Genomic DNA, 14,384 nt, shown 5'->3' with positions numbered 1-14,384 from the left:
TTCTGCATGAAGCTGGCAAAACCCCATAGATTTCGGCTAATCTGGGCGAAAGACGCCTGACAAAGCAAGGACGGGATAATGACAAAAGAAGCAACTGTCTACTTGGTTGAAGACGATGACGCCGTTCGCGACTCACTGCAAATGGTCTTGGAATCGGTAGGCTACCACGTTGCCGCGTACTCTCGCGCAGATGCCTTTTTAGAGGATTTCTCCACTGATATGGCCGGCTGTATGGTACTGGACATCCGTATGCCCGGCATGAACGGCATGGAGCTTCAACGCCAGCTGAACATGCGAAACTCCATTTTGCCGATTATCTTCGTTACCGGCCACGGCGATGTTCCGATGGCCGTTGAAGCCATGCAGCGCGGCGCTGTCGACTTCGTACAGAAGCCCTACCGAGAGGAAGAGCTACTGGGCAAGATTCAGCAGGCGATCGCCGCGGACGCTGAAAACCGCGCCGACCTGGAAGAAAAGCACAAGATTATTGAGCGTCTCGCCGAGCTAACCCCCCGCGAGAAACAGGTTATGGAGCTGATGATTGAAGGCAAAGCCAATAAGGTGATTGCCTATGACCTGGATATCAGTCAACGCACCGTGGAAATTCACCGCGCCCGGGTGATGGAAAAAATGGGCGTGCGCTCACTGGCCCACCTGGTGCGCATGGTAATGGCCGCCGAAGACAACAGCAGCGCAAGCTAAGCAGCCCCTTCCTCTGCGCGCCGGAGCGATGAGTCATGGCGTCGGCGCGTCGCCGCCATGACTTAATAAGCTGTCGATATGTCGCAGCGCAGCCAGCAACTCCGCCACGGGCAGATTCTGCCCTCGATAAAACTCCTCCGCCATCGGCGAAATATTACACGCCCCCGGCAGGCTCTGTTCCTGCTCCGCAAGAAAGCGCATTCGCGGAATAAAGATAAACTGCAACCACTGGTTGAACGACAAGGTATCCACGGCAAAGGGTTGCTCGCTGCGCAGTGCCTGCTCGGGCGGCCGTTGGCTTTCCCAATGCCCGATGCGACGCAGCTCAGCTTCAATATCAATCAGCGTTGCGGACACGCGGTAATACACACTCACAGCTTTACTCTATCACTTGTTGGTAGGGCGGCATTGAATCGAGCATCTTGCGGCCGTACTTACGGGTGACTATACGCCGGTCCAGAATACTGATTTTCCCCCGATCAGACTCACTGCGCAGCAAGCGCCCACTAGCCTGAATAAGGCGAACCGCCGCATCCGGCACGGTAATTTCCATAAAGGGGTTGCCGTTATTGGCGCTTATCCACTCTGCCAGCGCCTCTTCTACTGGGTCCTCTGGCACGGCAAAGGGAATTTTCGCGATCACCACATGCGAGCAGTATTTGCCCGGCAAATCGACCCCTTCTGCGAAACTGGCTAAACCAAAAATAACGCTGCCCTTTCCGGCATCCAGACGCTCGCGATGCTGCCGCAGAATGTCATGTTTCGGCAATTCTCCCTGCGCCAGTATCAAGCTGCGCAACGACAAGGGCACTCCCTCATAGACCGCATTCAGCTGTTTTCGCGATGCGAACAGCACCAGGCTTCCCGCCGCCTTGTCCAGCAGCTGCGGCAGCATCTCAATCAATGCGTCGGTATGCGCCTGAGCATCGCCGGCATCACAGTTCATCGCAGGCACATGCAATTGCCCCGCATCGGCGTGATTGAAAGGGCTGGGCACCACCTCAAAGCTGGCGTCTTCGTATAAGCCAGCGCGCATACTAAAGCGCTTAAAACTGCCGAGCGCCGTAAGCGTGGCCGATGTTAATACCGCGCCATAACAGCGCGACCACAGTGACGACTGAAGGGTTTTTGCCGCCAAAATAGGGCTACTGTTGAGCTCCATATCCCTGAGCCCCTGACCGGCATCAACCAGCGTCAGCCAGCGGGCGATAGGCGGCTTTTCCGTGCGGCTATCACTGGCATAGGACTGCCACAGGGCCAGCATATTCTGGCAGCGAAAGCGCATCGCCGACACATCACCCAACCACTGTTCCAACTCGTCGCGGCGCTGCTCTAATGTGCCCTTATCCAAACCGTCCTGGAGGGTGTCGCTCATGGCCTCGCAATGCTGCACCAGCGCGGCAAAGGCAACGCGCAACTCGCGCGCTCGCTCAGCCAGTCGCTCGGGCACCCTGCCCTCCTCAAAGCGCAGCTGCTTATTGCCCTGCCGCTCAACGGCCTCCTCTAGCAATTCCACCAATATCGGCCTGAGCGGATTCAGCGCCTCTCGCACGGCAACGAGCAGGTTCAATAGGGAGTCAAACTGCCCCCTGAGTGACTTTTGCATGGCCGGTATGGCCAGAATAGGCGCAATACTGCGCTCTGCTTGTTCCAGCCATCGCTCACTGGCGCCGAGGCGAAAGTTCGCACTGAAATGATTGATCACCTTGTCGGGAAGGTGATGGGCTTCGTCGAAAATATAAATGCACTCTTCCGGCGGCGGCAGTATTGCGCCGCCACCCAATGCTAAGTCGGCCAGCACGAGGTCGTGGTTTGCCACAACCACCTCGGCTTGAGCCATCGACTCCCGCGCTTTAAAGAAGCTGCACTGCTTAACATGACTGCAACGCCGACCGCTGCACTGCGCGTGGTCGGTAGTGACGCGCTGCCACTGTTCCTCGGGCAAGACGCTGTCCCAGTTATCGCGATCGCCGTCCCACTGGCCACTCGCCAAGGTATCGGCAAAACGCGTATACAGCGCCAACGCGCTGTTGTCCGGCGCGGCGCTGCGCTCATCAGGATAAAGCGGTAGGGTTGCGGCATCGCCACCACTGAGAATCTGGTCAAGTTTAGAGAGGCACAAATAACGGCGGCGCCCTTTGGACAAACTCAAGGTGAAAGACAGGCCGCTGTGCTGAAGAATATCGGGCAAGTCTCGCTGCAGAATCTGCTCCTGCAGAGCCACGGTCGCGGTGGCAATCACCAGTGTTTTGTCACATTCCCGTGCAATGGGTATCGCTGCCAATGCATAGGCCAGGGTCTTGCCCGTGCCCGTGCCAGCTTCCACCACACCCAGGTGATCCCCGCCGCTGCGCTTGTGATCTTGATTGCGCTTAATCCCACCCAGCACGCGCGCAATATGGGCAATCATTAAGCGCTGCCCGAGCCGCGGCCGCAGCGATTTGCTATCAAGAAACTGGCGGTACGCGCCCTGAATCTGCTGTTTTAGCGCATCACTCAGCACTATTGGCTCCCGACAAATTCACGCAGAGGTGCTCTCTTGTAATGCCAATTGGTTAATCAGCGGTCGCGCATAGATCTCTAGCGCCTTGCGCCGATAGTCGGGCGGCATATTAGCGAAGTGCTCGTCAAAGTGCGCCACCTCGGCGGCGGGCACATCGGCGGTGGTGACCGAGCGCCAGCGCTCGTCGTTAAACAGGCGCATATAGGCCAACAGGTTGCTGCCGTGTAAGCGGTAGTTGCCAATGATCTGGGCATCGATGGCCTGGGCAAGCTCGCTGGCATCGCTGTAGTCGCCACTCATTGGCGTGCCGAAATGCACATGCACATGCCCCTTTTGCCCAACAATTCCTGTCGCGATGCTTTTCAGATCCTCGTGTTCGGCCTTTTCATAACGGCCGTCCATTTCTATCTGCGCCAGCTCATGGGCCTTGGCCGCATCCAGCGGGTCCCATTCATAGCTGATGCTCACCGGCACAATATTCATCGCCGCAATAAATTCGGCGTAGCTCTCGTCAGCCTTACGCTGCGACATACCGATCATCTTTAGCAGCGCAACTTCGGTCGCGTCGTTGCCGTCCTTAGCGCGCCCTTCCCGCTGAGCGATCCATATCGAGGAGCGCTCTTGATGCAGAGAATGGCGAATGTAGCTGGATAGCTTCTTAAATGCGGCCAGCATCTGCCTCGGCCCCTTGGCACTGCGCTGCACGATGAAGCTCTTATTAATACGCATCAAATCGGCAGCAAAAGCCTTGGATAACAAGTTATCGCCAATCGCGATACGCACAGTGTCCATGCCATTGGTATGGAGCGCATAGTTCACAAATGCGGGGTCGAGAGCGATATCTCGATGGTTACTGATAAACAGGTATGCCTTATCCGCCGAGAGGTTTTCCAGCCCCGATACCGTGAATGCACTGGTGGAACGAGCGATCATGCTATCCATATAGCTCTTCACCCGCTGCTGAAAATCTGCCACAGACACAACGCGCTTAAACTGCCGGCGCAAAATTGCGCTGATCAGCGGTCGCAGCAACTTTGGGAACCAACGGCTGGCTTTTGGCATGCGCAGCGCAGCAACGGCGTTGAGTAATTCATCGTCAACTAACAGGCGATCCAGCACCTCCCGCACCTCACTGTCGCGGTAGGGCCGAATATCGGCAAATTCATCCATCGTATTCACTCATCGCAGACCTCGGCGGCTGCGTCGTCGCGCCGAAGCAGTATCGCCCCATCGGGGGAGAGGTATTATTTGAGGGCAGAATTCTACCTCAATTGCTGAAAAGATGCGCAGCCGCGCCACGACGGTCCTAACGCGACATCGCCGCCGTGCAATGTCACACCAGGGCATGAAAAGAGCTTCCTATCGGCGCCGAAAGCCGCTTTAATCGGGCACACTTTCAATAACTAAACAGCGAAGGATAAGCGAATGAGCCTGCAACGTTTCTCTCTGCAAAACCGTCGAGTACTAATTACCGGGGCCTCATCGGGCCTGGGCCACGGCATCGCCAAAGGGCTGGCCGAGGCTGGCGCGGAAATCATTGCCTGTGCCCGCCGCGAAGAGAAACTGCACGCACTGGTGGAAGAAATTCGCGCCGCAGGGGGCGTTGCCCATGCAGTCGCGATGGACGTCGCCGACCGCAGCAGCGTCAATGCCGCCTATGACCGCGCCGAAGCGCTGTCGGGAACACCCGACATCATCATTAACAACGCCGGTGTTGCCGACCCGAAGAACTTTCTTAAAATTGACGACGCGTCTCGCGACTTCGTTATGGGCACCAACTTCAATGGGGTTTGGAATGTAGCGCAGGAAGGCGCCGCACGCATGGTCGCCGCCGGGCTACAGGGCAGCATTATCAACATCGCCTCAGTACTAGCAATTATGGCGCAGAGTGGCCAAACCACTTACTGCGCCTCAAAAGCGGCAGTCGCCCACCTCACCCAGGCAATGTCACTCGACCTAATGCGTCACGGCATTCGCGTAAATGCCATCGCACCGGGCTGGTTCCTAACCGAAATGAACCAAGACTTCTTCGCCACCGACGCCGGCAAAGCCTATATACAGCGCATGCCTGCTAAACGCCTGGGCAATATCGACGAGCTTGTCGGCCCTGTCATCTTGCTCGCGAGTGACGCGGGATCCTTCATCAACGGCACCGTGCTACCTGTCGATGGCTCCATTCGCCACAGCGGTTAATGTGCTTTAAATACCGGTATTTTCAAAAATTTGAAACAAAACGCACATAAGGCTTGCAAGCCCCCAAAGCCATCCCTATAATGCGCGACCTGTCTTAGAGAACAAGACAACCAGTCAATTGCGGGGTGGAGCAGTCTGGTAGCTCGTCGGGCTCATAACCCGAAGGTCGTTGGTTCGAATCCAGCCCCCGCTACCAAAAAAAGAAAGGCGAATCATGCACTTAGCAGATTCGCCTTTTTTGTCGCCTGAGTAAAAGCATCTCTGTGCCCATTCTGTGCCCACAGTGTGCCCATTGCCAAATTTAGCTTGCAGCAAACGCAACGCACTATGGCCTTCGGGCACCCTATTCGCCTAAATCACTGTAAAAATTCATGCATGGCACTTTAGATACAGCGCACCTCGCGGGGGCAATAAGAGTAAGAGGGGAAAATTGACCGACAAGTCATCCGCCGCCTGGGCCCTGATATGGTCGCTGCTTGGAGCGCGACACCAGCCAGTCAGCCGCAGGCGCCCATACGCTTTCCAGTGCACTTTTTCCAAGGATTACCCCCATGTGTCCTCCGGGGGCGATGCGGAATGCTTTGTCATGATTCCCCACATCCACACCGACTACGTCCATGATTTTTTCGGCGATGGGCGGCTTCACTAACACATCTCCCGCACCAGCGAAGGCGAGCAGCGAACTTTGAATATTCCCCAGTTCAGCCACCCGCTCACCAACAACAATGCGGCCACTTGCCAAGTCATTATCCACAGCGACTTTTATGGCAAAATCTCTCAGCATGCCTGCTGGATACATAAGCATATTGTTCAGATAATTTGCGGTGGTCGAGTGCGCAACCACAAACTCGCGGTCCCACGAGCGCATCAACAAATCCCAATAGGTTGTGACGCTTCCGATCGGGTCGGTGAGCTTAAAGATGACTGTCGTCGCCCAGGCGGGCAATTGAAGCTTGCTGGGGTCGAGGTTTTCGAGGCGAAAATCAGAATAGCGCCGAACGATTTGCGCTGGCGCATTGATCGCCTGTGCGGCCCCCGCCACAATTCCGCCACCGCGCAAATTTATCGGACTGGCAACGGTAATTAAGTTTCGAATTCTGGGATCTTGCTGCAATCCAAGGTGGATCAATGACAACAGGCCACCCATGCACCAACCCATTAACGATAAATCCGTTTTACCCGAGTGTTTTCGAACTTCGTCCAGTGCGATCGCAAACATCTCGTCCGCGTAGTCAAACAAGCCCAGGTGGGCATGGCGACGCTGAGGTTCCCCCCAATCAATCAGGTAGGTTTTAAAACCGCGCGCCGCCAGATATCTCACTAACGAGCGTTGCGGCAGCAGGTCAAATGTTTCTACGGTGACGCCCAAAGGCGGCACCAACACCAGGGGAACACTGTGCTGGCGGCGACGCACCGGCATCCGGCTGCCATCTTCCAACTCGATTTCGTCTTCATCGACAAGGGAGTAGTAACGCACCTTCATTAGATCCCCCGCGTAAACCGTTTCATACTCGGTCAACCCGGACTTCACCAATTGCTTGGGGCGCAATACCCAGTCATAAGTATTCACGGCAGCCTGCACCGCCCGCTGATTCATCAGCAACGCTTGGCTACGCAGTTCCGCTAATAGTGGCCGTTTGTTTTTCGACGCTTTGGGCTTAGACATGAACACTCTCTCCTGAGGGAAGAGGAATTTTACCAGCGCGGATAACGCGGTAGTGCACAAAGCTCGTGAGTATTTAACACGTTTTACGTCCCCTGTGCTGTGTGTTTAATAGGGCTGGCGCCCTTTACCCGCGCAGGCACTCCAGACAACAACGTCAACACCCAACACTATTTCAGAAGACAAAAAAAAGCCCCGGCGGATTCCCGCAGGGGCTTTCGAAAAGAACTAGCTAGCGGTGTTATTTCGCTGCTTTTTTCTCTTTCTCTTTGGCAATAACTTCTTCAGCTACGTTAGCTGGGCAAGCCGAGTAGTGCGAGAACTCCATAGAGAACTGGCCACGACCTGAGGTCATTGTACGCAGGGTGCTGATGTAGCCAAACATTTCAGACAGAGGCACATCGGCTTTAACGCGAACACCGGTTGTACCCGGCTCTTGACCAGAGATCATGCCGCGACGACGGTTAAGGTCACCGATTACGTCACCGACATTGTCTTCAGGGCTGAACACGTCAACTTTCATTACCGGCTCAAGCAACTGTGCGCCTGCTTTTGGCATAGACTGACGGAAAGCGCCTTTCGCAGCGATCTCGAAGGCCACTGCCGAGGAGTCAACCGCGTGGTAGGCACCGTCATGAACGTTAATAGCAACGTCCAGCACGGGGAAGCCAGCCAGTGGGCCGTTTTCCATCATCGACTTGAAGCCCTTCTCAATTGCTGGGAAGAATTCCTTAGGTACGTTACCGCCCACAACCGAGGTGCTGAAGGTGAAGCCAGAGTTAGGCTCTCCAGGCTCCATAGTGTAGTCGATCTTACCAAACTGACCAGAACCACCAGACTGCTTCTTGTGAGTGTAGCTGTCTTCGATCTTCTGAGTGATGGTCTCGCGGTAGGCTACCTGAGGCTGACCCACTTCCAGTTCAACACCGTAAGTACGCTTGAGGATGTCGACTTTGATGTCGAGGTGCAGCTCACCCATACCTTTAAGGATGGTCTCACCAGAATCTTCGTCTGTCTCAACGCGGAATGAGGGGTCTTCTGCAACCATCTTGCCGATAGCAATACCCATTTTCTCAGTTGAACCCTTATCTTTCGGGGTTACCGAGATGGAGATAACAGGCTCTGGGAATACCATCGCTTCCAGTGTACATGGATGGTCAACATCACACAGTGTGTGACCAGTCTGTACGTTCTTCATACCCACGATAGCGATAATGTCACCCGCTTGAGCGCTGCTCAGCTCGTTGCGCTCGTCGGCCTGCATTTCACACATACGACCGATACGCTCAGTCTTACCGGTGAATGAGTTAAGAATGGTGTCGCCTTTGTTCAGCTTACCGGAGTAGATACGCACGAAGGTCAGGGCGCCAAAACGGTCGTCCATGATTTTAAATGCCAGCGCGCGCAGTGGCTCATCGGCAGAAACAATGGCGTACTCACCAGTAGGCTCACCTTCTTCATCAGTCAACGGCTGCGGGTTAACCTCGGTGGGGCTTGGCAGGTAGTCAACAACGGCGTCCAGCAGCAGCTGCATACCTTTGTTCTTGAAGGCCGAACCACAGTAGGTGGGGAAGAAAGCCAGTTCCAGCGTACCTTTACGGATACAGCGCTTGATGTCATCGATAGAGGGCTCTTCGCCTTCCATGTAGGCCATCATCAAGTCGTCGTCCATTTCCACAGCTGTTTCGATCAGCTGCTCGCGATACATGGCAACGTCTTCTTCCATGTCCGCAGGAACGTCGGTCACTTCGTAGTTCTCTGGCTGGCCAGAGTCATCCCAAACGTAGGCTTTGTTGCTCAGCAGGTCGACAACGCCGGTAAACTCATCTTCACGGCCAATAGGCAGCGTCATGATCAGCGGGTTGGCGCCGAGAACGTTTTTCACTTGATCGGTCACACGCAGGAAATCCGCACCAACGCGGTCCAGCTTGTTAACGAAGATCAGGCGAGATACTTTTGATTCGTTGGCATAGCGCCAGTTGGTTTCAGACTGGGGCTCAACACCGCCAGAACCACAGAATACGCCGATACCGCCGTCGAGAACTTTCAATGAGCGGTAAACTTCTACGGTGAAGTCAACGTGTCCCGGGGTGTCAATAACGTTCAGTCGATGGCCATTCCACTCACAGGTAACAGCCGCTGACTGAATGGTAATACCACGCTCAGCTTCCTGCTCCATGAAGTCGGTCGTCGATTCACCCTCGTGAACCTCACCAAGCTTGTGAATTTTACCCGTGAGCTTGAGGATACGCTCAGTGGTGGTGGTTTTTCCGGCATCAACGTGGGCGAAAATACCGATGTTGCGGTACAAGGATAAGTCAGTCACGGCAGTCTCTGAATAAGCTGTGGTTGAAAATGGTTGGCTACGATACTGGAAGTGAGAAAAAATTTCTCTCTTATTTTGCGGAATTATGCTAAATCTGGTGGAATTTTTCCAAAACGACTGAAAAATCCTGCCAAGAACACGGCCTTAAGCGCCATATTCAAGAATACAAACTGCCTTCAGCCCCCCAATTTCGGGTGTTTCGCTTAAATGGGACGCCGGGAACGCTTGCAGAAAATTCTAAAAATTTCATTAAAATTCAAATAATTACAAACCAGAGACATCCACCTACCGTTATTTTTCGGCTTAGCAGCACGCCCTCAACCCCCAAAAGCAAGTTTTGCCACCGAAACTCCTCCTGTCGATAGTCATTCGCTATTAAGTCAGTAGAAAAAATCAACACGCGTCAGATCAATAAGTGAACTATGTTGAATAGGGCGAGGTTACTGGCGCCTGCCTGGGATGCACAATTGCCCCGACGCTGGAATCACGCTCGACATACCCATAATTTTCGCGCTAGCTAGGAGAATCCAATGCAAAAACAAAAATTTCCACCTCTAGCCGCAATAGCACTGAGCGCAGCAATCGCAACAACATTCGGCGCCAGCGCTTTCGCAGAGAATATGTTCAGCGGTAAAGCGAAACCCAACAGTTTCTGGTGGCCAAACCAAGTTGATCTATCGGCACTGCGTGACCACGATCGACAATCGAGCCCCTACTCAGAAGACTTCGACTACGCCGCCGCTTTCGAAAATGTTGACCTTGACCAACTGAAAGCAGATATCGAAGCAGCACTCACAACCTCGCAAGATTGGTGGCCCGCAGATTGGGGGCACTACGGCGGCCTGATGATTCGCATGGCCTGGCACAGTGCGGGCACCTACAGAATCCATGACGGGCGCGGTGGCGCAGACGGTGGTCAACAGCGCTTTGAGCCTCTGGGCAGTTGGCCAGATAACGCCAACCTCGACAAAGCGCGGCGCCTGCTATGGCCGGTAAAACAAAAGTACGGACGGAACGTCTCTTGGGCTGACCTAATGATTCTGGCGGGTAACGTGGCGCTTGAGTCGATGGGCTTTAAGACACTGGGCTTTGCCGGTGGACGCGAAGACGATTGGGAAGCTGACCTCGTTTACTGGGGGCCGGAAACAGAGATGCTTGGCAACGACAAGCGATTTAATAAAGAAGGGAAACTGGAGAAACCGCTCGCCGCCGTTCATATGGGACTCATTTACGTAAACCCAGAAGGGCGCAACGGCAATATGGACCCCAAAATGGCTGCGGAGGATATTCGGCAGTCGTTCTATCGCATGGCCATGAATGACGAGGAGATTGTCGCGCTAATCGCTGGCGGACACACCCTCGGAAAAATGCACGGTGGTAGCAAAGGCTCGTGCGTTGGCCCAGAGCCCGCGGCAGCACCGATAGAGCAGCAAGGACTGGGCTGGAAAAACAAATGTGGCAAAGGCCACTCCGAAGACACCATGACCAGTGGCCTAGAGGGCGCATGGACACAAACTCCCACTCGCTGGTCGATCCTCTATCTCGACAACCTGTTTCGCAATGAATGGAAAAAACACACTTCCCCCGGCGGCGGAGAAGTCTGGGTTCCGGTAAATGAAGCCCTTCACAAAAGCGTCCCAGATGCCCATGTAGAGGGGAAGCGTAACCCGCCAGTCATGCTCACTACCGACTTAGCATTGAAGGAAGATCCAGCGTTCCGAAAAATCGCAGAACGCTTCTGGAAAAACCCCAGCCAATTTGATGAGGCTTTCGCAAAAGCCTGGTTCAAACTCACTCACAGAGACCTGGGGCCAAAAACACGATATCTGGGCGACAACGTTCCCTCTGAGACATTCCTCTGGCAAGACCCCGTTCCAGCCGGCGAAAAAATAGGTAAACGGGAAGCCCGCAAACTAAAAGTCAAGGTTCTCAACTCCGGGTTAACCGTTTCTGAGCTGGTTCGCACAGCATGGGCCTCAGCCTCAACCTATCGCTACACCGATATGCGTGGAGGCTCCAACGGCGCCCGAGTGCGCCTAGCCCCGCAGAAAGACTGGCCCGTCAACAACCCCGACGAACTCGCAAAAGTGCTGGCTACTTTGCAGAAAATCAAAGAGGACAGCCGCAGCGATATTTCGATGGCCGACTTGATCGTACTTGGCGGTGCTGCCGCTATCGAAAAAGCCGCGAAGGACGCCGGGCACAAAGTTGATGTGCCCTTTGATTCAGGCCGTGGCGACGCCACCCAGAGCATGACCGACGTCCAGTCCTTCGCCGTACTTGAACCAAAGGCTGACGGCTTTCGCAACTACTACAGTGATGGGGCTTACTACAAACCCGCGGAGATGCTCATAGAAAAAGCAGACCTACTCGGTTTAACGGTGCCGGAGATGACCGCATTAATCGGCGGTATGCGCGTTCTCGATGCCAATGCAAATGGCTCGAAGCACGGCGTACTCACTGACCGGCCAGGACAGCTGAGCAATGACTTTTTCGTCAACCTCGTCGATATGTCAACGCAATGGAAAGCGAAGTCAGACAACCTTTACGAGGGTGCCAGCCGTGATACCGGCAAGGTAAAGTGGACGGCTACGACTGTAGATCTTGTCTTTGGGTCCAACTCAGAACTTCGCGCCATTGCTGAAGCCTATGCGGCGAAGGACGGCGATAAGCTCTTTATCAAAGACTTTGTAAACGCATGGCATAAAGTGATGAATGCCGGACGTTTTTAAGGCTGGGAACCTTATAGATACCTACGTTCATTCGAGCGTAGGTATCTGCTTAGGCGAGGATCACCCAACACTGTTGCTCTAATGCGCTAATTTAAGCGTTGCCACCCCGGCCACAATCAACGCGATTCCCACATAGCGCAACAGGCTGCTAGCGTCACCGAAAAAAAACACCCCCACCAGAAAGGTTCCCGCCGCGCCTATCCCGGTCCACACGGCATAGGAGGTGCCAATGGGTATCTGCTTCTGCGCCAACCACAGCAACATACCGCTAACGCCCATAAATACGACGGCAACAACTACCCCCAGGAGTCGCGTTTTATCCTCCTGCGCAAGTTTTAGGCCGACCGGCCAACCAATCTCAAACAAACCCGCTAACACCAGATAAACCCAAGCCACAACCACTCCTTATCGATCGTTCATTTACTGGGCGCACTTCTCCCCGCGGCCTCCTCCAGATGGAGGTGTTCAAGTCGCCACAGCCTGTTCATAGTAGAGGCTGATGGAAGTGTGCACCACCGATAACAATTCAAAAGCAACCCAACATCAGGAGAGAATATGTCTATCCCCGAGGCCATCCACATCGGCGCCGACGAAATGCCTTTTATCGACATCGGCGACGGTAGTTTGTTGCGCGTATTGCAGGTTAAACGCGGCGAAGGATTATGGATTATCGAGAATGTCTTCAAGGCAGGCTACGAAGTAGAAACCCATAAGCACACCGGGCCAGTCTGGGGCTATACCACCTCTGGCGCCTGGAAGTATAAAGAGTACGACTACGTAAACCGGGCTGGGTCGTTTCTTTACGAGCCCGCAGGTTCTGTACACACCCTGCAGTGCATCGAGGACAACACCCGGGTTTGGTTCCAGATGTATGGCTCCAATATCAATCTGGATGCCGAGGGCAATATTACCTCGGTGGTCGACGGGCAAATGACCCTCGATTTTTACCTGGCCATGTGTGAGGCAGAGGGCTTACCCACCCCCAAGGTGCTGGTGGAATAGCTCAGGAGCCAATGATGAACATAGATGTATACAACCCTGACAACTATCTACAGGGTATTCCCCACGACCAGTTCCGGTGGCTGCGCGAGCATGCCCCGGTTTATTGGCACCCTCATCCCGGTGGCAGCGGCTACTGGGTCGTTAGCCGCCATGCTGACGTAATGGCTGTATCGCGGGACTTTAAAACATTTTCGGCAGAACAGGGCTTTGTGCTGGTTGACGACCTCCCTGAAAGCACCCTGGAAATGACCCGTAACCAGCTGCTCGGCATGGACCCGCCGCGCCACGCCAAACCCCGCCGTGCGGTGATTAGCCGTTTTACGTCAAGCCGCCTCAAAGCGCTAGAGCCACAAATTCGCGAGATTGCCCAAGACATTATGCGCTCCGCGCGCGAGCGTGAAGAGGTCGACTTCGTTGAAGACCTGGCCGGCGACTTGCCCACCGCGGTTATCTGCCAGCTGATGGATATTCCGCGAGACATGTGGACGCAAATTCGCCAGTGGTCAGACATGCAAACCTCGTCCTCGGACCCCGACCTCGGCGGCACTGAGGAGGAGGTTTTGCAAGCAAGCATTGAAATGGGCACCTACGGCTTTGAGCTTGCCTGTGAGCGCAAAGATAAAAATGGCGACGACTTAATATCACTGCTCATCAACCAGGAAATAGACGGCGAGCTTGTCAGTGAAGCAGAGTTTGCCAGCCTGTTCGTGCAAATTGCGGTTGCCGGTAACGAGACAACACGCGGCCTTATCAGCTCCGGCATGCATGAGCTGTTGCAGCGCCCGGCCCTGTACCGTGAACTGGAGGCAAGCCCCGACAAACTCGGCAACGCCGTCGAGGAAATGCTGCGCTGGACATGCCCGTTGCACTACTTCCGGCGCACCGCCACCTGCGACACAGAAATTGCGGGTACCGCGATCAAGGCTGGTGACAAAGTGGTTATGCTGTACAGCTCAGCCAACTTTGACGAGTCGGTCTTCGAACAAGCAATGACCTTCGACATACACCGCCAAAACAATCCCCACATGGCCTTTGGTCACGGCATACATTTATGCCTCGGTGCGAATTTAGCGCGTATGGAAGCGCGGATATTCTTTGAGGAATTCTTCAAGAACTTCTCAGCAGTTGAGGAAACGGCACCTCCGCGTTACATCCGCTCCAACTCCATCCACGCGTTTAAGTCGATGCCGGTAAAACTGTCAGTACGCTAGAAAGCCCAGCCGTCGGGCGAACTGACCATGAGTTCGCTCGACATTCTGCCTA

11 protein-coding genes and 1 tRNA gene are annotated in these 14,384 nt (G+C 54.5%); 6 read left to right on the top strand and 6 right to left on the bottom strand.

All coding sequences use genetic code 11. The annotated features are described in order from the left end of the window. Positions 1-78 precede the first annotated feature (78 nt). Entirely contained in the window at positions 79-702 is a 624-nt protein-coding gene (gene fixJ, locus ABNS66_RS03695) for a response regulator FixJ (protein WP_204995096.1), read from the top strand. A 33-nt stretch (positions 703-735) separates the two neighbouring features. Here fixJ and ABNS66_RS03690 read toward each other — a convergent pair whose 3' ends face one another. From ABNS66_RS03690 to ABNS66_RS03680, 3 genes are read right to left on the bottom strand one after another with little or no spacing between them, the layout of a single operon-like run. Continuing rightward, positions 736-1,077 carry a YqcC family protein gene (locus tag ABNS66_RS03690; protein WP_286837549.1) on the bottom strand — a complete coding sequence of 114 codons (342 nt, stop codon included), beginning with the start codon at positions 1,075-1,077 and terminating at the stop codon, positions 736-738. 4 nt (positions 1,078-1,081) lie between these two features. Further along, entirely contained in the window at positions 1,082-3,205 is a 2,124-nt protein-coding gene (dinG, locus tag ABNS66_RS03685) for an ATP-dependent DNA helicase DinG (RefSeq protein WP_286837550.1), read from the bottom strand. 18 nt (positions 3,206-3,223) lie between these two features. Further along, positions 3,224-4,375 carry a 1-acyl-sn-glycerol-3-phosphate acyltransferase gene (locus ABNS66_RS03680; protein WP_204995357.1) on the bottom strand — a complete coding sequence of 384 codons (1,152 nt, stop codon included), beginning with the start codon at positions 4,373-4,375 and terminating at the stop codon, positions 3,224-3,226. 255 nt (positions 4,376-4,630) lie between these two features. Here ABNS66_RS03680 and ABNS66_RS03675 point away from each other — a divergent pair, with 255 nt between their 5' ends. Both ABNS66_RS03675 and ABNS66_RS03670 read left to right on the top strand, forming a co-directional pair. Next, positions 4,631-5,398, top strand: coding sequence for an SDR family oxidoreductase (locus tag ABNS66_RS03675; RefSeq protein ID WP_204995093.1), 768 nt, complete (start codon positions 4,631-4,633; stop codon positions 5,396-5,398). Between the two features lie 119 nt (positions 5,399-5,517). Continuing rightward, positions 5,518-5,594 (top strand) — tRNA-Met (locus ABNS66_RS03670). Between the two features lie 246 nt (positions 5,595-5,840). Here the strand turns inward: ABNS66_RS03670 and ABNS66_RS03665 are convergent. Both ABNS66_RS03665 and fusA read right to left on the bottom strand, forming a co-directional pair. Further along, entirely contained in the window at positions 5,841-7,064 is a 1,224-nt protein-coding gene (locus ABNS66_RS03665; protein ID WP_286837552.1) for an alpha/beta fold hydrolase, read from the bottom strand. 238 nt (positions 7,065-7,302) lie between these two features. Beyond that, positions 7,303-9,387, bottom strand: coding sequence for an elongation factor G (gene fusA / locus ABNS66_RS03660; protein ID WP_286837554.1), 2,085 nt, complete (start codon positions 9,385-9,387; stop codon positions 7,303-7,305). A gap of 620 nt (positions 9,388-10,007) precedes the next feature. Between fusA and katG the strand changes: the two genes are divergently transcribed. Beyond that, complete coding sequence (gene katG, locus ABNS66_RS03655) at positions 10,008-12,119, top strand: catalase/peroxidase HPI (protein ID WP_286837617.1); 2,112 nt, start codon at positions 10,008-10,010, stop codon at positions 12,117-12,119. A gap of 78 nt (positions 12,120-12,197) precedes the next feature. Here the strand turns inward: katG and ABNS66_RS03650 are convergent, their stop codons facing one another. Continuing rightward, positions 12,198-12,515, bottom strand: a complete 318-nt coding sequence (locus ABNS66_RS03650) for a multidrug efflux SMR transporter (RefSeq protein WP_204995089.1) — start codon at positions 12,513-12,515, stop codon at positions 12,198-12,200. Positions 12,516-12,674: 159 nt separating this feature from the next. Between ABNS66_RS03650 and ABNS66_RS03645 the strand changes: the two genes are divergently transcribed. Further along, on the top strand, positions 12,675-13,121 hold the full coding sequence (locus tag ABNS66_RS03645) for a 2,4'-dihydroxyacetophenone dioxygenase family protein (RefSeq protein ID WP_286837556.1): 447 nt from the start codon (positions 12,675-12,677) through the stop codon (positions 13,119-13,121). Between the two features lie 14 nt (positions 13,122-13,135). Further along, entirely contained in the window at positions 13,136-14,332 is a 1,197-nt protein-coding gene (locus tag ABNS66_RS03640) for a cytochrome P450 (protein ID WP_286837558.1), read from the top strand. Positions 14,333-14,384 lie beyond the last annotated feature (52 nt).

Origin of the sequence: uncultured Spongiibacter sp., assembly GCF_964011655.1 — a bacterium.
In the GTDB taxonomy this organism is placed as follows: Bacteria; Pseudomonadota; Gammaproteobacteria; order Pseudomonadales; family Spongiibacteraceae; genus Spongiibacter; species Spongiibacter marinus.
Note: the sequence above shows the minus strand (reverse complement) of the source record. Positions and strands in the feature narration are given on the sequence as shown.

Bases quoted from the DNA above. Each gene is read 5' to 3' on its own strand.
- fixJ (WP_204995096.1), top strand. From the start codon at position 79: ATGACAAAAGAAGCAACTGTCTACTTGGTTGAAGACGATGACGCCGTT.
- ABNS66_RS03680 (WP_204995357.1), bottom strand. From the start codon at position 4,375: ATGGATGAATTTGCCGATATTCGGCCCTACCGCGACAGTGAGGTGCGG.
- ABNS66_RS03675 (WP_204995093.1), top strand. From the start codon at position 4,631: ATGAGCCTGCAACGTTTCTCTCTGCAAAACCGTCGAGTACTAATTACC.
- ABNS66_RS03665 (WP_286837552.1), bottom strand. From the start codon at position 7,064: ATGTCTAAGCCCAAAGCGTCGAAAAACAAACGGCCACTATTAGCGGAA.
- katG (WP_286837617.1), top strand. From the start codon at position 10,008: ATGTTCAGCGGTAAAGCGAAACCCAACAGTTTCTGGTGGCCAAACCAA.
- ABNS66_RS03645 (WP_286837556.1), top strand. From the start codon at position 12,675: ATGTCTATCCCCGAGGCCATCCACATCGGCGCCGACGAAATGCCTTTT.
- ABNS66_RS03640 (WP_286837558.1), top strand. From the start codon at position 13,136: ATGAACATAGATGTATACAACCCTGACAACTATCTACAGGGTATTCCC.